The organism is Dinghuibacter silviterrae (genome assembly GCF_004366355.1).
GTDB classification, from domain to species: domain Bacteria; phylum Bacteroidota; class Bacteroidia; order Chitinophagales; family Chitinophagaceae; genus Dinghuibacter; species Dinghuibacter silviterrae.
The window spans coordinates 1,124,124-1,145,899 of sequence record NZ_SODV01000001.1 but is presented as its reverse complement, the minus strand read 5'-3'; the positions used below and the strand labels follow the sequence as shown (position 1 = coordinate 1,145,899).

Genomic DNA, 21,776 nt, shown 5'->3' with positions numbered 1-21,776 from the left:
TACGATAAATTTGGAACATGATCGAACTGCACAACGACCTTTTACAGGTGGCTATCGACCCCAAAGGGGCGGAGTTGCAAATGCTATGCCGGAAGGATAACGGGCTGAATTACTTATGGAAAGGCGACCCGGCCTTTTGGGGAAAGTTCTCCCCCGTACTTTTCCCTATCGTCGGTACCCTAAGGGATAACCATTACCGTTACCAGGGTAAGACATACACCCTCCCCAGGCACGGGTTTGCCAGGGACAAGACCTTTGTTGTAAGCCACCTCGGTCCGTCGGAAGCCGAATTCAGTCTTTCGGACGACGAGAGCACCCGTAGCGTCTTTCCTTTTCCTTTCATATTACGCCTTCATTATCGGTTGGACGGCGCCGTGATGGAATTACGATACGAGGTCCACAACCCCGGTGACGGGCCCTTGTTTTTCTCCGTCGGTGGCCACCCTGCCTTTGCGGTGCCGCTGGTAGCGGGAACGGAATACGAAGACTATACCCTGACGTTTAGCCAACCGGAAACGGCCAGCCGTCGCGTGCTTGCGGACGGTCTTTTGAGCAAGACGGCCACACCCTTTTTACAAGACGAACGCCTTGTCCACCTGAGTCATGCGCTGTTTACCCAGGACGCCATCGTGCTGAACGGCCTGGTATCCGACACCGTGACGCTGGGCAGCAGCAAAACCCCGCACGGGTTGACCTTCCGCATCCGCGACTGGCCAGACCTCGGGATATGGGCGGCACCGGATGCCCCTTTTGTGTGTATCGAACCCTGGCAGGGGCACGCCGACGAGGTGGACACCGACCAGGAGCTCACGCATAAAAAGGGGATCGTGGCGCTGGCGGCAGGGGCGACGTGGAGCCGCGCGTGGACCGTCGAACTGCACTAAACTACATATTGTACATTCCGTACCAGCCCGCGCCAAAGAGCGCCGTCTTTGCCTGGAGAACGATGTGCACATCGACGCTTTCCAGCAGCGGCCGCATACGCCCGCCCTTGTGAAAGACATGGAGCCATTCCCCGGATTGCAACAGCGGCAGGACGGCGACGGGTATGCCGCCCCCGATATACAGCCCGCCCGTGCCTTTCATTTTGAGCACAAGGTTGGCTGATTCGATCGCGAGGTAGCGCACGAACATGTCCAGGGCTTCCCTGGCGGTGGGATCACCGGCGGTCAGCGCCGCCTGGCTTACGGCGGCAGCCCCGTCTTCTTTGGCGGCGGCCATCAATGCTTCGGAGCAAGGTCTTTGCTTCACCTCCACCAGGAAGTGAAAGATGTTCATGATCCCCTGACCGGAGACCACGCGCTCCCAGCTGATGTGTTCGTATTGGGTGTGCAGGTGGTTGAACAATTCCAGGTCAATGGCTTCGCGTGGTCCGAAACCTGCGTGTCCGCCTTCGGTGGCAAAGGGATGATAGTGCGCCCCGTCCCAGTAGAGACCGGCTTCGCCCAAACCCGTGCCGGGCGCGATCAGGGCGATGTTCCCCGGAGTGCCGCCATTGCCGGGGAAACTCAGGACATCCTTATCCTCCAGCGCCGCAAGACCATAGGCGGTGGCTTCGAGGTCGTTGATCAACGCTACTTTTCCCACGCCCAATTCTTGCTCCAACTGTTGCTGGTCGACGTCCCAGGTCAGGTTCGTGAGTTTGGATTTGCCCTCCAGGACGGGACCGGCCACGCCTATACAAATAACATCGGGCATGGGGTCTGTGCCGATAAACTTCCGGACGATGTCCGCCATGGAGGAGAACTGGGCGGAGGGAAAATGATCCTGGCGAAGCAGGACCGGACCTTGATCCTGGTGGCGGAAAAGCGCCATGTTGCACTTGGTGCCCCCGAGGTCGGCGGCCAGCACGAGGGGGCGGCCGGGGGAATCGGTATCTTTTAAAGCGATGGGGATGCGCATAGGCGCTAAAGATACTACATATTCCTCCTGTACTGTCCGCCCACTTCGTACAACGCGTGGGTGATTTGCCCGAGAGAACACACCCTTACGGTGTCCATCAATGTCCCAAAGAGGTTCTCCCCGTTCAGGGCCGACTGTTTCAACCTTTCCAGGGCAAGGGCGCCCGCTTCGGCATGATAGCGGTGAAACGCTTCCAGGTTTTGGATCTGTTGCTCCTTTTCCTCCGTCGTACTGCGGATGACCTCGGTGGGCACGACGGTAGGACTCCCCTGTTTGCCTAAGAAAGTGTTGACCCCAACGATGGGATAGGCGCCGGTATGTTTGAGGGTCTCGTAGTGCAGGCTTTCTTCCTGGATTTTGCTGCGCTGGTACATCCGTTCCATGGCGCCGAGGACCCCGCCCCGTTCGGTGAGCCGGTCGAACTCGGCGAGCACGGCTTCTTCAACCAGGTCGGTGAGCTCTTCCACGACAAACGACCCCTGGATAAAGTTTTCGGTGGCGGCGCTCCCCAGCTCCCGGTTGATGATCAGCTGTATGGCCATGGCGCGGCGCACCGAGGCTTCCGTGGGCGTGGTAATCGCCTCGTCGTAGGCGTTTGTATGAAGGGAATTGCAGTTATCGTAGATGGCGTACAGGGCCTGCAGCGTCGTGCGGATGTCGTTAAAGTCGATCTCCTGGGCGTGGAGGCTCCGGCCGCTGGTCTGGATATGGTATTTGAGCTTCTGGCTGCGTTCGCCCGCGCCATAGGTATAGCGCATGGCCTTCGCCCAGATCCGCCGTGCGACACGCCCGATAACACTGTATTCCGGATCCATTCCATTGGAAAAAAAGAAACTAAGCGAGGGTGCGAAGTCATCGATGCGCATCCCGCGGCTCAAATAATATTCCACATACGTAAACCCGTTGGCCAGTGTAAAGGCCAGTTGGGTGATCGGGTTGGCACCCGCCTCGGCGATGTGGTACCCGCTGATGGATACACTATAAAAGTTGCGGACCTTGTGGGTGATGAAATAGGCTTGTACATCGCCCATCAGCTTTAGCGCAAACTCCGTGGAGAAGATACAGGTGTTCTGCGCCTGGTCCTCCTTGAGGATATCGGCCTGCACGGTGCCGCGTACGGCCGACAAGGCGCCTGCCTTGACCGTTTCGTAGGCGTCTGGCGGCAACACTTCCGCCCCGCTGATCCCCAGAAGCCGGAGACCCAGGCCGTCGTTCCCCTCGGGCAGGCGTTCGGGTGCACCGGGGTTGTAATAGCCGGGACGCGTGTGGTGGGCGTATTTTTGCTGGAGAATTTTTTCCACTTCGTCCCATCTTCCCTGTTCGGTGATCCACTTTTCGCAAGCCTGGTCGATAGCTGCTTGCAGAAAAAAGGCTAAGATCACAGGCGCGGGTCCGTTGATGGTCATGGACACCGACGTCCGCGGATCACACAGGTCAAAACCGCTGTACAGCTTTTTTGCGTCGTCGACGGTGGCGATGCTCACCCCCGAGTTCCCTATTTTGCCATAGATATCCGGACGGCGGCCGGGGTCTTCACCGTACAAGGTCACGCTGTCAAAGGCCGTGCTCAACCGGCGTGCAGGCTGTCCCAGCGAGACGTAGTGAAAGCGTTTGTTGGTCCGTTCCGGGCCGCCTTCCCCGGCAAACATGCGGGTAGGGTCTTCGTCGGCCCGTTTCAGGTCGAACACACCCGCCGTATAGGGAAAGGAACCCGCCACGTTTTCCTGGCATTGCCAGCGGAGGATGTCCCCCCAGTCCTTGTATTTGGGCAGGACGATGCGGGGGATGCGGGTCCCTGAAAGACTCGTCGTTGTCAGGGGCTGGCGGATGACCTGGTCCCGGACCTTGTATTCAAGGAAGTCCGCGTTGTATTTTTCCAGGACGGACGGCCAGCGTTCGATGGCCTGGCGGGCGTCGGGGTGGAGACGGGCGAGGCAGTCGGCCTTCAGGTGTTCGACGGCGTCAGCGCTTTGTCCTCCGAGAGCCGCGAGCACCCCCTCCGCCTGATACCACTTCGTGGCGATCGCCGCCTGCTCCTCCACCCACCGGTCGTATTTCCGGTTTCCCTCGGAGATTTCCGAAAGGTACCGCACCCTGCTCCCCGGGATGATCGGTGTCCTGCTGACGGTGTCCCGGTGATGCACGATGTTTGCTGTGGGAGGAAAAGTACGATTGGGGGTTTGACCCAGCACCTTCACCAACCGGTCAAAGAGCTCTTGCACGCCTGCGTCGTTAAACTGGGCGGCAATAGTGCCCACCACGGGCAGATCCTCGTCCCGGGCTTCCCAGAGGCCGTGGCTGCGTTTGTATTGTTTGCGTACGTCCCGGAGGGCATCCAGGGCGCCGGCCTTGTCAAATTTGTTGATGGCAATCACGTCGGCGTAATCCAGCATGTTGATCTTCTCCAGTTGGGAAGCCGCGCCGTATTCGGGGGTCATCACGTACAGGCTGGCGTCGCAGAAGGGTAGGATGGAAGCGTCACCCTGGCCAACCCCGGCGCTTTCGAGGATGATCCAGTCATATCCCGCCTGTTTGCACACCTCCAGCGCCTCGGCAACGTGGTGGCTCAGGGCCCGGTCGCTGTCCCTGGTGGCGAGGGAACGCATATAGATCCGCGGATCGGCGATGCTGTTCATCCGGATCCGGTCGCCCAGCAGGGCGCCGCCTGTTTTTTTCTTCGAAGGGTCCACCGAAACGATGGCCAGCGTCTTGCCGGGGTATGTCCGCAGATAACGGCGCACGATTTCGTCGGTCAGGGAGGACTTTCCCGCGCCCCCCGTACCTGTGATCCCCAAAACGGGGACCGCGCCTTGAGGGGCTTCGCCCGGTATACCCAGCCCATTCTCCGCGTTGGTGATCAGCCGCGCCACCCGCCGCACATCCCGTTCTTTCGACAATGTGAGCGGGGTATCCCAGCGGGCGTTGCCGTTAAGCGGGAAATCACACGCCTTCACTACTTCTTCAATCATCCCCTCCAGCCCCAGCCGTCTCCCGTCGTCCGGGGAATAGATCCGCGTAATGCCGTAGCGTTGAAGGTCCCGGATCTCGGCGGGCAGGATGGTCCCACCCCCGCCCCCGAAGATCCGGATGTGGCCGCACCCGTTCTCCTGCAGGAGGTCGTACATGTATTTGAAGAATTCCAGGTGTCCGCCCTGGTAGCTGGTCAAGGCAATTCCTTGGACGTCTTCCTCTATCGCCGCCTCCACGATTTCCCGGACGCTGCGGTTGTGCCCCAGGTGAATGATCTCCGCTCCTTTGCTTTGGAGGATGCGCCGCATGATGTTTATAGCGGCGTCGTGACCGTCAAAAAGGGAGGCCGCGGTGACAAGCCGGACTTTATGTTGGGGGATATAACTCATGACCTGCCGAAGGTACGAACTTCCCCGCAGAGGTTAACAACTGTTAGTTTTTATTATGCCGTCGCCGGAACAGGAAATAGGGGTCCACCCCCACGGTCAGCGCTGCATTGGCAAAATAGACATACCGGTTCAGGGTGCCGCTGGACAGGTACGCATCCTCGCCCAGCCGCAGCTCCAGCCGGAGGGCCTGGGTCCCCGGGTAGACCCGGAGCATCATGAAACACTGGCTCATGGGTAAGGTCGACCCGCCCAGGTTGTCCAGCGAGAGTTGCGCCTGCTGGTCTGCCGTATAGTTGGTCGACACACGGGCAAAATGATTGAGCGACACCCGCATGCCCAGGCCGAGGTCCATCCAGCGCCAGGTAAACAGAAAGGCGGGTTGGACATAAGCCTGCAAAAGACGGCTGTCGTGTGTGTAGTCGTCGCGCGTATGGGCGCTGGTGTCGAATTCCCGGTCCCCGATATGAAACACACCTCCGCCACCACCAAACGACGGTGCGAAATAGACGTGTTTTCTCAATAACCACATATAGGAGGCGCCTACCTCCCAAGTGGTGTTGCGGTAAAACAGGCGGCAACTGTCGTACCCGGGGATCATGTTTGTAGACCCCGCATAGGCTGCCGACCGCCGGTCAAAAGCCCCTTGTACCGTCCAATGATCGGACAACGCGTAGGCCCCTTCCAGGTCGTACCCATGGAGTGCGTAGGGCTGAATACCATCTCCGTTCGATTGTCCATTGCTGGCGATCGTCCCGGACACCACCGCTTCCCCTTTGTGGGTCAGCCCCGGCATGGTGGCGGTGTTGTCTCTGAATACATAGCGGCCTTGGGTGATACAGGAGGTAAAGCCGATGGTGAAAATAAGCAGGTATGGTTTGGGTGTCATATTGTTTGCAGGACCACCCGGCCCCGGTTTCTGATGCGCCCTTTTTTGCATTTAGGGAATCATTATAATGCCTTTAAAACACCTTTAACAAGACGTACAAAATGGCAGAAATCGGGTCATTGCACATGCCAAAACGACAGTGACGCTTTCTCCTTATGAAGTGCCCAACCGACAAAATGTCCGCCGGCCGACGGACGATAAGTTAATTTGTATTTCTTTGTTTATCAATCAATTAAGGGGCTTTTTTGGCTCCTGTCAGGAGGCCTGAAAGGGCCTTGAAAGTTATTCACAAAGGGAAAAATTAATTTTTTTATGTGGCGTCAATTTGTAATTTAGTGCAAGAATTTAATGGGTTAGTAAGTACAAAGGGTCGGTAGTCTTGCCGATCCTTTCTTTTTTGTATAAGGGCACATCCATGGCAAAAAGTAAAACGGTCTTCTTCTGTCAGAATTGTGGGTATGAAAGCGCCAAGTGGTTGGGTAAATGTCCCAGTTGCCAGGAGTGGAATACGTTCGTCGAAGAAGTCATCATAAAGGGCCCGGGCCCCTCCCTCTCCGCCAGAACATCCGGCGCCGCTGTTTCCAAAACCGTTCCGCTCCACGAAGTGAAAGGAGGGGAAGACCTCCGCATCATCACCCCGGACCAGGAGCTGAATCGCGTGCTGGGCGGGGGTATCGTGGCGGGAAGCCTTGTCCTTGTCGCGGGAGAGCCGGGGATTGGAAAGAGCACACTTTTCCTGCAAACAGGTCTGCACATGACGGGTTTAGCGACCCTCTATGTCAGTGGAGAAGAAAGCGAGCAGCAGATCCGCATGCGGGCCGATCGCATCGCGAGCCCTCACGAACAATTTTACCTGCTGACCGAAACCAACACGCAGGTCATTTTTGAAGAGATCAGGAAAATGCAACCCGGGCTTGTCATCGTCGATTCCATTCAAACCCTGCATACCCCTTACATCGAATCGTCCCCCGGCAGCGTCTCACAGATCCGGGAATGCGCTGCTGAATTTCAACGTTTTGCAAAGGAAACCGGGATCCCCGTATTCCTCATCGGGCACATCACCAAGGACGGCAACATTGCAGGTCCCAAGATCCTGGAACACATGGTCGACACCGTTCTTCAATTCGAAGGAGATCAACACTACACCTTTCGCATCCTGCGCACCACCAAGAACCGTTTTGGATCCACCTCGGAGCTCGGCATCTACGAAATGACCGGCGCCGGTTTGCGGATGGTCGCCAACCCCTCCCAGCTCCTCATCGCCCAACGCGAAGAAATCCTCAGCGGGACCGCCATCGCCGCTACCCTCGAAGGACTGCGCCCCCTCCTCGTCGAAGTACAAGCGCTCGTGACCCCTTCCGTATACGGCACCCCCCAACGTACCGCCACCGGCTTCGATACCCGCAGGCTCCAACTGCTCCTGGCTGTGCTGGAGAAACGGGGCGGTTTCCACTTCGGCCTAAAGGACGTATTCCTAAACATTGCCGGCGGACTAAAGATCGAAGATCCCTCCATCGACCTCGCCGTGCTGTGCGCCCTCCTGTCTTCATACGAAGACCTGCCGCTGCCCCCCCATACCTGTTTTACCGGAGAGGTCGGCCTCAGCGGGGAGATCCGCGCCGTCGGCCGGATCGAACAGCGTATTGCCGAAGCCGCGAAGCTCGGTTTCGAAAAAATGGTGATCAGCCGGTACAACCTGAAAGGCCTCGATCCTTCAATGTATCCCATTGATATAGTATCTGTTGCAAGGGTCGAAGAAGTCTACGAGCTATTTTTTAAGTGAGTGGGTATGCGGTTTGACAAAACGGTTTTAAGGGCGTACCTTGTATCTACAAAATGCAAGAACTATGTTAAAAGCCGTACTGCTGATGAGCCTGTTGCTCGTCACCAACGTTACACCCCAAACCATTCATAAATTCAAGGTGACCGACATCGACGGAGGCACCATCAATTTCGCCAAATTCAAAGGCAAGTACATCCTCGTTGTCAACACCGCCTCCCAGTGCGGCTACACCAAGCAATACGCCGACCTGGAAAAGCTCTACGAAACCTACAAAGATAAGCTCGTCGTGGTCGGCTTCCCCGCCAACAACTTCGGCGGCCAGGAACCCGGTTCCAACGCAGAGATCAAAACCTTCTGCACCGGCAAATACAACGTTACTTTCCCCATGGCCGCCAAGGTGTCCGTCAAAGGCGACGACATCGCCCCCCTCTTCGACTGGCTCACCCACAAGCAAAAGAACGGTGTGATGGACGCCGAGATCAAATGGAACTTCACCAAGTTCCTCCTGGATAAGGACGGCACGCTCATCACCAAGTTCGATAGCCCGGTGACGCCGATGGATCCGAAGATTACGGCGTATTTGAACTAAACCATCGCCTTCCTAAAATATTGTACCTTCAAGGGTCGTCGCCACCGACGGCCCTTTTTTTATGCCAAAGGTTAAGCTCCTTCTTCTCGCCTTCCTCCTGGCCGCCTGCGCCACCAACCCCTACAAGGCGACCAACCGCTCTTACAGACAGCAGGTGAAGGCCTACGCCCGTTCCCTCCGTCAGACACCGCTCACCCCCGGTACCGATTCCGTTCCCGCGCCCCCCTACTGGGCCGGCACCGTCAACTTCAACCTCCGGAAACCCAATATGGTCATCATCCACCATACTGCCCAAAACGGCTGCCCGGAGACGCTACATACTTTTACGGTTACCCGCACACAAGTCAGCGCCCACTACGTTATTTGCCGGGACGGTACCATCTACCACATGCTCAACGACTATCTCCGCGCCTGGCAGGCCGGTGTCAGCAAGTGGGGGAATATCACCGACGTCAATTCAATATCCATTGGGATAGAACTCGACAACAACGGGTTCGAGCCTTTCCCCGACGCGCAGGTCGGGAGCCTCCTGCGGCTGCTCGCAACGCTAAAGACAACGTATCATATCCCCGCCGCCAACTTCATCGGTCACGGGGACATAGCGCCCACGCGCAAAGATGATCCCAGTGCGTACTTCCCCTGGAAGACGCTGTATGATCATGGGTTTGGGTTGTGGTATGGGGATACGACCGGGGTGATTGTTCCCTCCGGGTTCAGTCCGCTGTTGGGACTACGGCTGATCGGGTATGACATTACCGATAGCAGCGCGGCGGCACTCGCGTTCAAGCGGCATTTTATGTCGGATACTGTTAAGTCTTGGGGGGATCAGGAAAGCAAGATTCTGTATATGCTTTACCGGGCTTATCAGTAAAGACGCTATGCGTTTTTTAGCAGGTGCATAAACCTGTCCGCTTGCTCCTTGGTCTTGATGATTTGGTGCAATGAAGACCTATTATGGACCCCTCTCGAAGGCTTATATTTGAGGCCGTCCTTTTTGGCTTTTTCGATTAAAGCCTGGATCATTTTTTCTACTCTTTCTTTTTCTTCGTCCATCATATAAAACTACAATTTATTCCGAGATCAATCAAGTAACTCATTTTCTATTGAAAATAAAATAGTTGTACATCAAGTCCACACTTGTTCTCCCCCCTTTTTGTATCCTGGCGGGAGAGGGCAAAACATCTTCAAAATCAAAGGGGTTATCATATTGGCGTTTTCCAAACCGGGTGATCCTCACATAATATTTCAAACCATATATATTGAAATAGTGGTCAAGGTAATCGAAGTTCTTTTGTATAATCCTATAGTATAGGAATGCCCTTGCATTGTTGGAACCGTCAATGCCGATGAAGTGTCCATTGTTGATGTTCAAATACGTAAGACCGGTGAAGAGAATCGTTGAAAATACTTTAGAATAGTCTTTATAGGTTAGCAGGGCTTTGTCATCGATGCGGCCTTTCGGGCCCCGGGGGCCAAAGGCCAGGTTATACACGTTTGGCAGCAGTTCATGGGCCTCACTGCCGATCTCTACAATTAGTGGTACTTTTTCCCCCTTCATCACCTCCGGTCGAAAGGTGCTTTTTTTCCAGTCCTCGGAAACCGAGTCGAACTTGTAGACATTCTCAAAATCGATAGCGATTGCAACAGTCACAACAAGCAATTTAAAGTACCAAGTTACAGAATATCTGATCGGCCCAAAAACAATACTGGCAATGGTTTCAATAAAGTATCAAATAGGAAAAAATAGAAGAAAAACTCCCATTTTCTACCTATGTTATAGCAGGGATAAAAGGCTCTTTAGCCATTGCAAGAGTGCTGGGAAGTAGGCATTGTGAAAGACGATTGCCATTGTTTCGAACAGTAGAAGTATTGTCAGGATGGGAAGCTTGTGGAGCAGGAAATCTAACCGCAGGGGCTCAATTTACCCTTTGCAAACGATTACGCTTACGTTAATTTTCACAACCGGCCACGGCCGAAAAAACGGCGACGGTACCTTTGGCGCTTCAAACCTAACGACCTGATCGCATGAATATCCTTCGTATGACTTCCGGCCGCGTGTCTGCGGTGGCGCTTTTGATGTCGGTGCTCCTCGCGGGGACAGCCGCAACGGCGCAAACCCTCGATCAACTCAATAGCGAACGCATCCACCTCCCCAACGGCTGGGCACTAACGCCAGTGGGTACCAGCATCGGCCTCGGCGACCTGCCGCTGAACATGGTCGTAGCACCAGGACGGAAGTACATGGCCGTAACGAACAACGGCCAAAGCGATCAAAGCATCGAACTGGTGGACCTGGCGAAAGGGGTCGTCTCCGACAGCATGCCCATCCGCCGGTCGTGGCTGGGGCTGACGTTTTCGGAGGACGGGCATTACTTATATGCGGCAGGAGGGACAAACAATTGCATCTTAAGATACACCGTAGCGGACGGGAAGCTCACGCAGTCGGACTCGATTCCGCTGGGGCCGCGCTGGCCGAATGCGATCTGGCCGGCGGGGATCGCGGTGAATAAGGGTCAGCTATACGTGGTGACCAAGGACGACAAGTCGCTGTATGTCCTGGACCTGGCGAGTCACGCCATCATGCAAAAGATCGCGTTGCCGGGAGAGGGATATGCCTGCTTGTTGTCCCCGGACAAAAAGGAGTTGTACGTGACCTGCTGGGGTGGAGACGCGGTGTTGATATACGACACGCAAAGCTGGCAGCAGCTCGCAAGCATCCCCGTGGGGGACAATCCCAACGACGCGTGTTTGTCCCGCTCGGGGAAATATCTTTTTGTGGCGAACAGCAACGACAATTCGGTGTCGGTGATCGATGTAAAACACCGGAAAGTGCTGGAGACGCTGAACGCGGCCCTTTACCCGGACGCGCCGGACGGGTCGACGACCAACAGCGTGGCCCTGAGCGAGGACGAGCGGACGCTGTACATCGCCAACGCGGATAACAATTGTCTCGCGGTGTACGACGTCAGCCATCCGGGTTCCAGCACGAGCAAGGGTTTTATCCCGGTGGGGTGGTACCCTACCTGTGTACGGGTCATGGGCAAGACGATCTTTGTGGCCGATGGCAAGGGATTTTCGTCTGCGGCCAACCCGTTTGGACCCAATCCGATCCAGCGGCGGCAACGCGTAAACTACCAGGCGGGGGACGCGCAAAAACCGAGGGATGTGCAATACATCGGGGCGCTGTTTCGGGGGACCCTGAGTATGATCCCGGAACCGGACGCCGCCCAGCTGGCCATCGATCAGCAGGCGGTGTATGCGAATACGCCGTACAACAAAGGGGAGGAAAAGCAGGCGCAGGGCGAAGAAGGGAATCCCGTTCCCCGGACGGTGGGGGCGCCTTCACCGATTCAATACGTGTTTTATATTATCAAAGAGAACCGGACGTATGACCAGGTCTTAGGGGACATGCCGGAGGGCAACGGGGATTCGAGCCTTGTGTTGTTCGGGCAAAAGGTGACGCCCAACGAGCACGCCATCAGCCGCGATTTTGTGTTGCTGGACAATTTCTACGTGGACGCGGAGGTGAGTGCGGACGGTCACAACTGGAGCTCCGCGGCGTATGCGACGGACTATGTGGAAAAGACCTGGCCGACGAGCTATGGCGGAAGGGGCGGTAAATACGACTTTGAGGGCCAGGGCAAAACGGGCTGGCCCAAGGGGGGATATATCTGGGATCATTGTAAAGCGGCGGGGGTGACCTACCGGACCTACGGTGAATTTGCCGACGATGGGAAACCGAACATTCCGGCGGTGGAAGGTCACTTTTGCCCCTATTATACCGGTTTTGACCTTTCGGTGAGGGACACGGTACGGTACGGGCAATGGGTCCGGGACTTCGACTCGCTGGTGGCTAACCATGCCGTCCCCCATTTCAACTACGTCCGTTTCGGGAACGACCATACACAGGGGTTGAGCATGGGCAAACCGACGCCTTTTGCTTTCGTGGCGGACAACGACCTGGCCTTTGGCTTGTTCCTGGAGCACCTTAGCCAAAGCCCCATCTGGTCCCAAAGCGTGGTATTCGTCCTGGAGGATGACGCCCAAAACGGACCCGACCACGTGGATGCGCACCGGAGCACGGCGTATATCGCCGGCGGATACGTCAAGCGGCACTTTGTCGACCACACGGCGTATTCTACGTCGTCCATGCTCCGCACCATTGAACTGATCCTGGGCATGTCTCCGATGAGCCAGTACGACGCGGCGGCCACGCCGATGTGGCGCTGTTTTGCCGACACGCCGGATACGACTGGTTATATGGCCCTGCCCGCACAGGTGGACCTGAACGACAAAAACACCGTGGCCAGCATCTGGTCGAAGCGCTCCGGGCAAATGGACTTCACCCGGGAAGACCGCGTCCCCGACCGGGAATTCAACGAGATCCTCTGGAAGGGCCTCAAGGGTGACCAGGCGCCGCTGCCGGCGCCGCACCGCAGCGCGTTCGTGCGCCCGGCGGCGCAGGGGGATAACGACTAACGCGGCACCGGGCCGCGCCCGGGCGAAGGCGACCACGCAACAATTATTTGCGTATCTTCCGCTAATGCGCGAGCGCTATTACTCTTTAGACGTCTTCAGGGGAGCCACGCTGGTCCTGATGATCCTGGTCAATAACCAGGCGGGAAAGTTTGTATACACACCGTTGGACCATGCGCCCTGGAACGGGTGTACACCCACGGACCTGGTCTTCCCCTTTTTCCTTTTTGCGATGGGGAACGCCTTTGCCTTTGTGTTGCCGCGTTTGGAGCAGGCGGGGCCGGGGGCCTTTTTGAAAAAAGTCGTCTGGCGGAGCTTTCTGATTTTCCTCATCGGTTACCTCCTGAACTGGGCGCCTTTTTTCGAGTGGAAGGATGACCACCTGGTGTTCCGGGCGATCGGCCAGATCCGTGTCATGGGGGTCTTACAGCGGCTGGCGCTTTGTTACCTTATAGGCGCTTTCCTGCTGTACTATCTAAAGCCGAAAGGGGCATTTGTGGCCGTCGTGGCGATCTTGTTGCTGTATTGGTGGGCGTGTTATGCATTTGGTACGCCGGGCGATCCTTACAGCCTTCAGGGTTACTTTGGGCTAAAGGTCGATAAGGCGGTGTTTGGAGAAGCGCTGCTGTACCATGGCGAGGGCGTACCCTTCGATCCGGAAGGCCTGATGAGCACGCTTCCTGCGGTGGGGAATATGGTATTTGGCTATTTCGTGGGGAATTATATCCTGACCAAAGGCAAGACCTATGAGATGCTGAGCAACCTTTTTGTCGCGGGTTGTGTGTTTGCCGTGCTGGGCTTGTGCTGGGACCTGGTTTTCCCGATCAATAAAAAGATCTGGACGAGCTCCTATGTTCTTTATACCGTGGGGCTGGCGATCCTTTCCCTGTCGGTCCTCGTCTTCGTGATCGAGTTCCGCGGGTGGAAAGGAGGGTGGACAAAGTTTTTTGACGTCTTTGGCAAGAATCCCCTTTTCCTATATATCCTCAGTTCTTTTTTCCCCAAACTCCAGCGACTGATCCGGTGGGACGATATTGACCCGGTAGACGGAAAGCCCATCCATACGGCCCCGCTGGGCTGGTTTTATAACCACGTCTGTTATCCGCTGGCGATCGACAAAAGGGCCGCGGCCGTCATGTACGCGGTGACGCTGATCGCGCTTTATTGGGTCGTCGCTTATTACCTGGACAAAAAGAAGAAATACATCCGGGTCTAACGCCCCGCGTGTATCGTATACGTCGTCGAAAACACCTTCACCTCCCCGGGTTGCACCTCGATCAACCCGATCCCGTTGTTGAAATTATCGGGCGCGCCGCTTAGGTTTTCGATGGCGATGCTGCGACGGTGGGGAGGCGTGTAGATCTGGAGAATGGGGTAGCTGGCGTCGGGGGCGATCTCGACACTAATCCCGGTCAAAGGGTCCCGAAGGATGCAAGCAGCTCCGGTGTATCCTTTATCCAAAACAAAAGCATTGTCGAGTTCGGTCTTGCCGATCTTTTCCAAACGGTTGAAATGGGTGTTGCTAAGCCGGCGGCCGGTGGGCAGGAGGTTTTCGAATTCGAGCATTTCGTGGGCGTGGAACTGGAACTCCAGTTCGTCGATGGGTTTGCCCAGGGTGAAATAAGGGTGCCAGCCGTCGGCCAGGGGGATGCTGCGGTGGCTGGTATTGAGGACCTCGGTATCCAACCGGATGGAGGCGCCTTTGAGCGTGTACCGTACCAGGCAGTCAAACGTGAAGGGATAACCGGGATCGGTGCCTTTGTAGACAAAACGCAGGGCCACCGAGGCTTCATCGGGGCCTTCGAGGGATTCCACCGGGACAAAGTCTTCGTCAAACAACAACCCGTGGATGGCCGCCCCGTTGAGGGTGAACTTCTCCAGGGCATACAGGCTCCCCTGGTAACTATAGCGTGCGTCCCGTATGCGGCAGACGAAGGGAGACAGCTTGGCGCTTTGAAACGCGGGCTTGATGGCGCCCTTTGCGGACGCAGGGTCCGGAAAAGCGTCGATGACGTTAAAGGGTTTTCCCCCGATTTGTATGGCAAAATAGTTGAGCAACGCGCCGCAGGAAGGGATGATTTCGGCCTGGGTGCCGTCGGGTCCGCTCAGGAGGATGGAATCGGGCTGTTCGGTTATACGGTACATAGCAAGTTATTGAAAGTACATTTCCGCCTTGGCAATGCTTTCCGGGCGGCCGATGTCGACCAGTTGATCCCCGGTATGGTCATAGCCCAAGACCAGTGCGTGTTTGGCGACCTCTATATACAGGTCGATGATGGAAAAGGCACCCGTCTTGGTGATCAGCGGGAAAACCGATGGCTGGAAAATATTGATACAGCTGTAGGCCTTGGGGATAAGGGGATGGTCTGCCCGGCACATCCGTTGTTCACCTGTCTGGGTGTTGATCCACCCGCAAAGACGGCCCTGGTCGTTGAAAAGGAAATTCCTGGACGTCAGCCGCTTGGTCACGGCCATCGTCACCTTGGACCCGTGGGACTGGTGGAAGGCCAGCATTTTGTCCAGGTCCAGGTTGGTGAGCATGTCTACGTTCATCACCACGAAGGGGTCGGTGTCACCGAAATACCAGGCGGCGTGTTTGAGACCGCCTCCGGTCCTTAAAAGTCCACCGGTTTCGTCGGAAATCGTTACCTGGCTTCCCCACCCTTTGCTGCGCTCTATTTCACCGATGACCTGGTCCGAAAAATGGTGTACGTTTACGATCACGTCCTTGATGCCGTATCGCTGCAGGTATTCTATGTTGCGCTGGAGAAGGCTTTTGCCATTGACCTGGGCCAGGGCTTTCGGATGTTGGTCTGTCCAGGGTTTGAGGTGCGGTCCCTGTCCCGCGGCAAAAATAATGGCTCGTTGCAGTGGCATGTTCCGGGCGATGAGGGCTCAAAACTACGTTAAAAAAGCCTCATTTGTTCTCCGGGCCGGCGGAACAGGGAAGTATCCAGGGAAAGCCGCTCGCTGTTGAGTCCCAGGCGTTGTGTATGGATGCGGAACTGCTGGCGGATCACGTCGGCTTCGCCTCCTTCCCCGCTCATTCGCCGTCCGAATTCGCTGTCGTTGACCTTGCCACCGTGGCAGGCTTCTATCTGGTGCCAAACCTTGTCGGCCCGGTCCGGGAAATTCTTGTACAGCCAGTCATGAAAAAGGAGCTTGATGGCCCCATTGAGCCGGACAACGGTATACCCGGCCCTGGATGCCCCCGCTTCTTTGGCCGCTTTGAGCAGGGCGGGCATTTCATGGTCGTTGAGGCCAGGGATCATGGGCGCGGTCATCACGCCCGTGGGTATCCCCCAACTACTCAGTGTCTCCAGCACCTTTAGCCTTTGGTGAGCCGTCGTCGTCCGGGGTTCCATCGCCCTGCGGAGGTCCTCGTTAAACGTCGTGAGGGATACCAATACCGTGACCAGGCGCATGGAGGACATTTCCCGAAGCAGGTCCGCGTCCCGGAGGACGCCCGCGTTTTTGGTGAGGATCCCTATGGGTTGCCGGTACTCCAGGGCCACCTCCAGCAGGCTGCGCGTGATCCGGAACTTCCTTTCGGCGGGTTGATAACAATCCGTATTGCCGGACAGGGAGATCGGCACCACCTCCCAGTCCTTGCGATCCAGGAATTTCCTCAGGAGCTGGGCGGCGTTCTTTTTCACCAGGATCTTGTGCTCGAAATCGCTCCCGGCGCTGTATCCCCAATACTCGTGCGCGTTCCGTGCGTAACAATAGATACAGCCGTGTTCGCAGCCCTGATAGGGGTTCATGCTGTACCACATCCCCACGTCCGGGCTGTCCACCTTGTTGACAAGGGTCTTGGCATTTTCTTCCAGGTAAATGGTGGCTTCGTCGGGCTGTCCCCATTCGTCGATCCCTTCGGCGTGTTCCTGCACATACGACTGTTGCAGGAAACGGTTCCGGGTATTGATCTGGGCGCCCCGGCCCTGAAAGTAGTCTGGCGAATCGCCTTGTGCAGGTTTTATGAGCCTCTTGTTTCTCATGCAAAAAGACTGGCCTGCCGGGCCGTGACGGGCAGGTGCTCGAAGTCGAACCGCGCCAGTATCTGGTACGGCTGTCCTCCGGCGCGCCGCTTGAGGAGCAGCATGGCACTCGCCACAAAGGAGGCGTGGAAGTGCTTGCCCCCCAAGACCTGCATGGCCTGTTCATATTGGGGTGCGGTCAGCCCGCGCGCGATGGTCAGGTAGGGCTCGCTGACGAAATAGGGGTCGTTTTCCATGGACCGCATCAGCCGTTTGTGTTTTCGGACCCTGGCCACCAGCCGGAGGATGGGTTCCCGGGTAGGGACCTGAATGCACACCGTGTGCGAAGGGAACCCCTTGAAATCCTCCATCTGCACCTGGAACGGGTATTGCTCCATGGCAAGGACGCGGAGGCGCTGCAACAGGCGTTCCTCCATCATATCCCAGGCCTGCCAGCGGGCCAGCGTGATGTGGGTTTTGCCTTCCCGCGTACGGATGCCGGTCTTTTCAGAAAGGCTTTGACGGACGCGCGCGATGCGCTCCTGCAGGTGTTCCTCAGGGGAAATGACCAACATGTATTCGGCCTCGGGGAAGGGGGGTATCGAGGTGGGTTTGACAGCCATGACCAAATATTTTAGCACAATTTACTAAAATATTTAGTTTATGGCTCCATATTTCTCCTTCCTATCTGATTTTTTTTCATTAATATTGATTACCAATATTCTATTATGCTCTCTTTGAGATCTGCATGGAAAACCATCGGCGACGCTCGTTTTGATGCCATACCTGCCAGCCTTTCTGTTTCCTACCTCCCTTCGCTGGACGGTTTGAGGGCCATATCCATCATCTTTGTCATTGTAGGTCATATCCTGTACACCACCCCTTATGGGCGGTATATCAGCGGGAGCACGGGGGTGATGATCTTTTTTGCCATCAGCGGATTCCTGATCACGACCCTGTTGCTAAAAGAGCAGGTCACGACCGGCTCCTTTTCGCTGAAGCGTTTCTATATCCGGCGTTTTCTGCGGATTTTCCCGGTTGCCTATCTCTTTCTACTGGTCTTGCTGGTCATCAACCAGGTTTTTGCCTTGCACATCGCGCGGCTCGATTTCCTGATGGCCTTTTTCTATGTAAAAAACCTGATGACGGTATACGATACGTCCTGGCAAACCGGGCATTTCTGGAGCCTGGCGGTGGAAGAGCAGTTTTATTTCGTCGTCCCTTTTTTGCTGAAATACCACTACCGAACCTATATACGCCTGATCTTTATTCTGCTGCTGATCGGTCCCCCGATTTCCATCCTGTACTATCATAGCCACATCACGGGAACGACGGGGATACTCCTGGGCATCGGGGTGGATCTGTTCGGGAGAGGGATCACCTCGATTCTTTTTGGCTCTTTTTGCGCCATCCTGATGTTCAAGGGGATGATCCCCCTGCAGGTCCTTTCGAAGTATCGATTCCTGGCGCCGTTCCTGGTGCTCCTGGTGGCGGTCGGGCACTTCAATATCACGGTGGGGGGGTGGCAATCCTTCTGGATGTATGCGAACCCGCTCCTGGCGGGCGCGGCGGTGCTGTTGAGTCTCCAGCCCGGGTCGTGGTTTTACCGGCTGCTGAACATTCCTTTCCTGAAATGGATCGGCGTGCTGTCGTATAGTCTCTATATCTGGCAGCAGCTTTTTACAAACCACCAGCCCTGGGCACACACCATTCCCCACGGGGATGCTTTCTGGGTAAACATCCCGGTCCTGCTCCTCGTCGCCTGCGCGTCCTATTACCTTTTTGAAAAGAAATTCCTGAAGCTGAAAGACCGGTTCCATGGCCCCGCAAAGGCCGTCCGGGGAGAACCCGCCCCGGTTCACTCCATGGCCTGATAGATCGCTTCCTGGATGTTGCTCCGTACGTTCAGCTTGGACAAAAGGTTGTTGTTCCCGTCCGGGCAAACCCGGTTGGACAGGAAAACAAAAACCAGGTTGTATACGGGGTCGACCCATATACAGGTCCCGGTAAAACCGGTATGACCAAAGGTTTCCGGGGAGGCGCTCCGGCAAGGATAGGGATCCGGGCGCCCGGCATTGTCCTTTTCCGGTTTGTCAAAGCCAAAACCCCTGCGGCTGATGGTGCTGTGGTAGTCCGTAAAATACCGGACCGTACTGTCCCGGATGTAGCGGACGCCGTTCATTTCTCCCCCGTTGAGGAGCATCTGGAGCAGGATGGACAAATCGTAAGCGTCGCTGAACAAACCGGCGTGTCCGCTGACGCCGCCAAACATCGCCGCACCCGGGTCGTGTACGTCACCCCGGAGAAGCTGGCGGCGAAATGTTTTTTCGTCTTCGGTCGGAGCGATCTGCGAAAGCGGAAAACGATCTCTCGGATGAAAACCCGTCGTGATCATGCCCAGGGGCACATAAAAGTGTTGCCGGGCATATTGGTCGAGGGACATCCCGCTGACGGCCTCCACGATTTTGCCCATCAGTATAAAGTCGTTGTCGCTGTATACATACTTGCCTTCCGGGCCCAGGGGGCTGGTAGCGATCTGCCGGTACATGCTGTCGACATAGTCGTTGCGCATGTACAGGCCTTCGGCGACGCGTACGGTAAAACCCGTTTCCGGACGGCCGGTGAAAAAAGCCGGGAGCGGATCATCCTTTTTGTCGGACACGTCTTTGTAAAAGGGTATAAAGGCTTTCAGACCCGCCTGGTGGAGCATGATGTCCCTTAGGAAAAGACCGGCCTTGTCCGTACCGGCGAGCCAGGGCAGGTAGTCGCCCAATGTTTTGTCCAGGTCGATCTTGCCCTCATCGTAGAGCTGCATCACGGAGACAGTGGTGGCGCAGATCTTGGTGACCGAGGCCAGGTCATACAGGTCGTCCGGGCGCACGGATTCGGTCCGGTCAAACGTCATATAGCCATACGCCTTGTCCCAGACGATCTTCCCGTTCCTGGCCACCAGGACCACGCAACCGGGCGTGGCGTGACGGGCGATGGCGTCTTCGGCCAGGGAATCAATGACCTGGAGCCGCCGGGCGTTAAGCCCCACGTCTTCCGGCCGGGCGGCCGGCATCGGCAATGGTTCCGGCGGAACAGCCGGTTGCAGGCCCGTTCCCACGGCAAAACCTCCGGCGCTTACGGGCAATACGCCCATCGGCTCCTTCCGGCCGGCGAGCATTTCCGCGGCGACGCACTGGGTGACCGAGTCGTCCTCGTAACAGGCGACGAGGTTGTGCATCCCGGGGAAATACCTTATCGCATACGGATTACCAAACACAAAGGTCACGGCATTTGAAAAGGTCTGCAGGCTGTCCAGCAAGGCAAGGGCGGGCGCGCTCAACCCATAGTGTCCCTGTGGTCTGCGGCTATACCCGTGTATGCCAACGACTACGGCCTGGTAATTCCCTTTTAACAGCCGGAGAAGGGTGGGAACACGCTCCATCCCTTCTGTATAAGGGAAATAAAAGGCGTCGGCGCGATACCCTTCGCGAATCTTCCGGGCAAAAGCATTGTCGTCTTCCAACCCGATCCCCAGGTAGGCCACCCGGAGCGCAGTACTGTCGCCCTGTTCGATCCGTTCCGGCCGGTTCAACAAGGGGAATAACCGCGGGTTGTCACGGCGGAGGAGCGTCAGCGCCTCCAGCGCCACCTGCCGCCGGAGCACAGCAGTTCCCGCATTCAGGTCCTGGACGAGGTGACCGGTGTCAACCACCCGGGGAGACACGCCTACATAGGTATATTTCGCCATCAGTACCTTGCGGACCTTGTCGTCCAGGCTGGCCGCGGAAAGGACGTGATGCCGGACCGCTTTGCGCACCGACTTCAGCGTTGCTTTGACGTCCACGGGGAGACACAACAGGTCGTTGCCTGCGCGCAACGCTTCGAGGGCAGCGTTGCCCTTTGGAAAGTATTTGGTGACACCCTTCATGTCAAGGGCATCGGTCATCACGATCCCTGTATAGCCCCACTGCCTCAATAAACCGATGGCTTTGTCGGAGAGCGACGTAGGGCGGTTCTCCCGGGCATCCAGGGCGGGGATATACAGGTGCCCCACCATAACCGCAGGTACGCCCGACGCCACCAGGCTCCGGAACGGGTAGAGCTCCAGGGAATCCAGCTCCGCCCGCGTCTTGCGGATGACGGGCAGGTCCAGGTGCGAGTCGGTCTGGGTATCCCCGTGTCCGGGGAAGTGTTTGGCGCAACCCATCACTCCTTGCCGCCCGAGTCCTTTGACGTACAACGCGCCGTACCGGGCGACGGTATATTTATTTTCCCCAAAAGACCGGTCGTTGATTACCGGGTTATCGGGGTTGTTGTTGACGTCTATATCGGGCGCCAGGTCCATGGTGACGCCCAGCCGCTTGCATTGTATACCGGCCTGTTCACCGATGCGTTCGATGAGCCCCGTGTCCCGGACCGCCCCCAGCATCATCTGGTGGGGCAGGGCGTCGACGCTGTCAAGGCGCATCCCCAGGCCCCATTCGGCGTCCTGCGTGATCAGCAACGGGACCGCGCTCATCTGCTGGTACGCATTGGTCAGCTCCGCCTGCCGGACGGGTCCGCCCTGGAAAAAACAAAGCCCGCCGACGTGGTACCGCCGGACCGCGTCCTCCGTCTCCGCGGTGTAGTACCGCGCCTGGTCCGACGCCCGGATTACCATCAATTGTGCGATCTTGTCATTTACGCTGAGCCTTAAGAGCACGCTGTCCGCCCAGTGCCTGGCCACGGCATCCGGCACCTGAGCCTGGAGTGTCGTCCGCGTGAGCAGGGAAAAAGCGGCTGCACAGAATAGCTTTATCATCAATATTCGCAG

Annotated in this window: 17 protein-coding genes; 7 read left to right on the top strand and 10 right to left on the bottom strand. The window is 56.8% G+C overall.

All coding sequences use genetic code 11. From position 1 onward, the window contains the following. Positions 1–17 precede the first annotated feature (17 nt). On the top strand, positions 18–884 hold the full coding sequence (locus EDB95_RS05065; protein WP_133991207.1) for an aldose 1-epimerase family protein: 867 nt from the start codon (positions 18–20) through the stop codon (positions 882–884). A gap of 1 nt (position 885) precedes the next feature. Here EDB95_RS05065 and EDB95_RS05060 read toward each other — a convergent pair whose 3' ends face one another. The 3 genes from EDB95_RS05060 to EDB95_RS05050 are packed head-to-tail and all read right to left on the bottom strand — an operon-like array spanning position 886 to position 6,147. Beyond that, on the bottom strand, positions 886–1,902 hold the full coding sequence (locus EDB95_RS05060; protein WP_133991205.1) for a glucokinase: 1,017 nt from the start codon (positions 1,900–1,902) through the stop codon (positions 886–888). A 14-nt stretch (positions 1,903–1,916) separates the two neighbouring features. Continuing rightward, positions 1,917–5,261: a methylmalonyl-CoA mutase family protein gene (locus EDB95_RS05055; RefSeq protein WP_133991203.1), complete on the bottom strand. Its 3,345-nt coding sequence runs from the start codon at positions 5,259–5,261 to the stop codon at positions 1,917–1,919. Between the two features lie 43 nt (positions 5,262–5,304). Further along, positions 5,305–6,147, bottom strand: coding sequence for a hypothetical protein (locus EDB95_RS05050; protein WP_133991201.1), 843 nt, complete (start codon positions 6,145–6,147; stop codon positions 5,305–5,307). A 415-nt stretch (positions 6,148–6,562) separates the two neighbouring features. On the opposite strand from EDB95_RS05050, the gene radA reads away from it, so the two are divergent. The 3 genes from radA (at position 6,563) to EDB95_RS05035 (ending at position 9,390) form a co-directional block, all read left to right on the top strand. Further along, entirely contained in the window at positions 6,563–7,930 is a 1,368-nt protein-coding gene (radA, locus tag EDB95_RS05045) for a DNA repair protein RadA (protein WP_133991199.1), read from the top strand. Positions 7,931–7,994: 64 nt separating this feature from the next. Next, positions 7,995–8,519 carry a glutathione peroxidase gene (locus EDB95_RS05040; protein ID WP_133991197.1) on the top strand — a complete coding sequence of 175 codons (525 nt, stop codon included), beginning with the start codon at positions 7,995–7,997 and terminating at the stop codon, positions 8,517–8,519. Positions 8,520–8,580: 61 nt separating this feature from the next. Further along, positions 8,581–9,390: an N-acetylmuramoyl-L-alanine amidase gene (locus tag EDB95_RS05035; protein ID WP_133991195.1), complete on the top strand. Its 810-nt coding sequence runs from the start codon at positions 8,581–8,583 to the stop codon at positions 9,388–9,390. Between the two features lie 5 nt (positions 9,391–9,395). On the opposite strand, the gene EDB95_RS05030 is transcribed toward EDB95_RS05035, so the two are convergent. Next, positions 9,396–9,575, bottom strand: a complete 180-nt coding sequence (locus EDB95_RS05030; protein ID WP_133991193.1) for a hypothetical protein — start codon at positions 9,573–9,575, stop codon at positions 9,396–9,398. 37 nt (positions 9,576–9,612) lie between these two features. Then, entirely contained in the window at positions 9,613–10,170 is a 558-nt protein-coding gene (locus EDB95_RS05025) for a DUF6934 family protein (RefSeq protein WP_394346384.1), read from the bottom strand. A 374-nt stretch (positions 10,171–10,544) separates the two neighbouring features. Here EDB95_RS05025 and EDB95_RS05020 point away from each other — a divergent pair, with 374 nt between their 5' ends. After that, entirely contained in the window at positions 10,545–12,998 is a 2,454-nt protein-coding gene (locus EDB95_RS05020) for a bifunctional YncE family protein/alkaline phosphatase family protein (protein ID WP_246073521.1), read from the top strand. A 64-nt stretch (positions 12,999–13,062) separates the two neighbouring features. Then, positions 13,063–14,211: an acyltransferase family protein gene (locus EDB95_RS05015; RefSeq protein WP_133991189.1), complete on the top strand. Its 1,149-nt coding sequence runs from the start codon at positions 13,063–13,065 to the stop codon at positions 14,209–14,211. Here EDB95_RS05015 and EDB95_RS05010 read toward each other — a convergent pair. Genes EDB95_RS05010 through EDB95_RS04995 form a run of 4 tightly spaced genes read right to left on the bottom strand, consistent with a single transcriptional unit; the run spans position 14,208 to position 17,595 of the window. Then, positions 14,208–15,140, bottom strand: coding sequence for an aldose 1-epimerase (locus EDB95_RS05010; protein ID WP_133991187.1), 933 nt, complete (start codon positions 15,138–15,140; stop codon positions 14,208–14,210). The two genes, EDB95_RS05015 and EDB95_RS05010, sit on opposite strands and share 4 nt — an antisense overlap. Positions 15,141–15,146: 6 nt before the next feature. Beyond that, entirely contained in the window at positions 15,147–15,872 is a 726-nt protein-coding gene (locus tag EDB95_RS05005; protein WP_133991185.1) for a nucleotidyltransferase family protein, read from the bottom strand. A gap of 29 nt (positions 15,873–15,901) precedes the next feature. Beyond that, the gene (locus tag EDB95_RS05000) at positions 15,902–16,993 is read right to left on the bottom strand and encodes a PA0069 family radical SAM protein (RefSeq protein ID WP_133991183.1); all 1,092 of its coding nucleotides are present in this window, start codon (positions 16,991–16,993) and stop codon (positions 15,902–15,904) included. Continuing rightward, a complete protein-coding gene (locus tag EDB95_RS04995; protein ID WP_133991181.1) occupies positions 16,990–17,595 on the bottom strand; it encodes a 2'-5' RNA ligase family protein in 606 nt (201 codons plus the stop codon). Before EDB95_RS04995 ends, EDB95_RS05000 begins: the two co-directional genes overlap by 4 nt. 105 nt (positions 17,596–17,700) lie before the next feature. Between EDB95_RS04995 and EDB95_RS04990 the strand changes: the two genes are divergently transcribed. After that, complete coding sequence (locus tag EDB95_RS04990) at positions 17,701–18,846, top strand: acyltransferase family protein (RefSeq protein WP_133991179.1); 1,146 nt, start codon at positions 17,701–17,703, stop codon at positions 18,844–18,846. Here EDB95_RS04990 and EDB95_RS04985 read toward each other — a convergent pair. Continuing rightward, a complete protein-coding gene (locus EDB95_RS04985; RefSeq protein ID WP_133991177.1) occupies positions 18,831–21,764 on the bottom strand; it encodes a glycoside hydrolase family 3 N-terminal domain-containing protein in 2,934 nt (977 codons plus the stop codon). The genes EDB95_RS04990 and EDB95_RS04985 overlap by 16 nt on opposite strands. Positions 21,765–21,776: the final 12 nt, after the last annotated feature.

Excerpts from the sequence above, each read along its gene's own strand:
- EDB95_RS04995 (WP_133991181.1), bottom strand. The coding sequence starts at position 17,595 with ATGGCTGTCAAACCCACCTCGATACCCCCCTTCCCCGAGGCCGAATAC.
- EDB95_RS04990 (WP_133991179.1), top strand. The coding sequence starts at position 17,701 with ATGCTCTCTTTGAGATCTGCATGGAAAACCATCGGCGACGCTCGTTTT.
- EDB95_RS05055 (WP_133991203.1), bottom strand. The coding sequence starts at position 5,261 with ATGAGTTATATCCCCCAACATAAAGTCCGGCTTGTCACCGCGGCCTCC.
- EDB95_RS05015 (WP_133991189.1), top strand. The coding sequence starts at position 13,063 with ATGCGCGAGCGCTATTACTCTTTAGACGTCTTCAGGGGAGCCACGCTG.
- EDB95_RS05005 (WP_133991185.1), bottom strand. The coding sequence starts at position 15,872 with ATGCCACTGCAACGAGCCATTATTTTTGCCGCGGGACAGGGACCGCAC.
- EDB95_RS05010 (WP_133991187.1), bottom strand. The coding sequence starts at position 15,140 with ATGTACCGTATAACCGAACAGCCCGATTCCATCCTCCTGAGCGGACCC.
- EDB95_RS05060 (WP_133991205.1), bottom strand. The coding sequence starts at position 1,902 with ATGCGCATCCCCATCGCTTTAAAAGATACCGATTCCCCCGGCCGCCCC.
- EDB95_RS05030 (WP_133991193.1), bottom strand. The coding sequence starts at position 9,575 with ATGATGGACGAAGAAAAAGAAAGAGTAGAAAAAATGATCCAGGCTTTA.
- EDB95_RS05020 (WP_246073521.1), top strand. The coding sequence starts at position 10,545 with ATGAATATCCTTCGTATGACTTCCGGCCGCGTGTCTGCGGTGGCGCTT.
- EDB95_RS05050 (WP_133991201.1), bottom strand. The coding sequence starts at position 6,147 with ATGACACCCAAACCATACCTGCTTATTTTCACCATCGGCTTTACCTCC.
- EDB95_RS05035 (WP_133991195.1), top strand. The coding sequence starts at position 8,581 with ATGCCAAAGGTTAAGCTCCTTCTTCTCGCCTTCCTCCTGGCCGCCTGC.
- EDB95_RS05065 (WP_133991207.1), top strand. The coding sequence starts at position 18 with ATGATCGAACTGCACAACGACCTTTTACAGGTGGCTATCGACCCCAAA.
- radA (WP_133991199.1), top strand. The coding sequence starts at position 6,563 with ATGGCAAAAAGTAAAACGGTCTTCTTCTGTCAGAATTGTGGGTATGAA.
- EDB95_RS05040 (WP_133991197.1), top strand. The coding sequence starts at position 7,995 with ATGTTAAAAGCCGTACTGCTGATGAGCCTGTTGCTCGTCACCAACGTT.
- EDB95_RS05000 (WP_133991183.1), bottom strand. The coding sequence starts at position 16,993 with ATGAGAAACAAGAGGCTCATAAAACCTGCACAAGGCGATTCGCCAGAC.
- EDB95_RS04985 (WP_133991177.1), bottom strand. The coding sequence starts at position 21,764 with ATGATAAAGCTATTCTGTGCAGCCGCTTTTTCCCTGCTCACGCGGACG.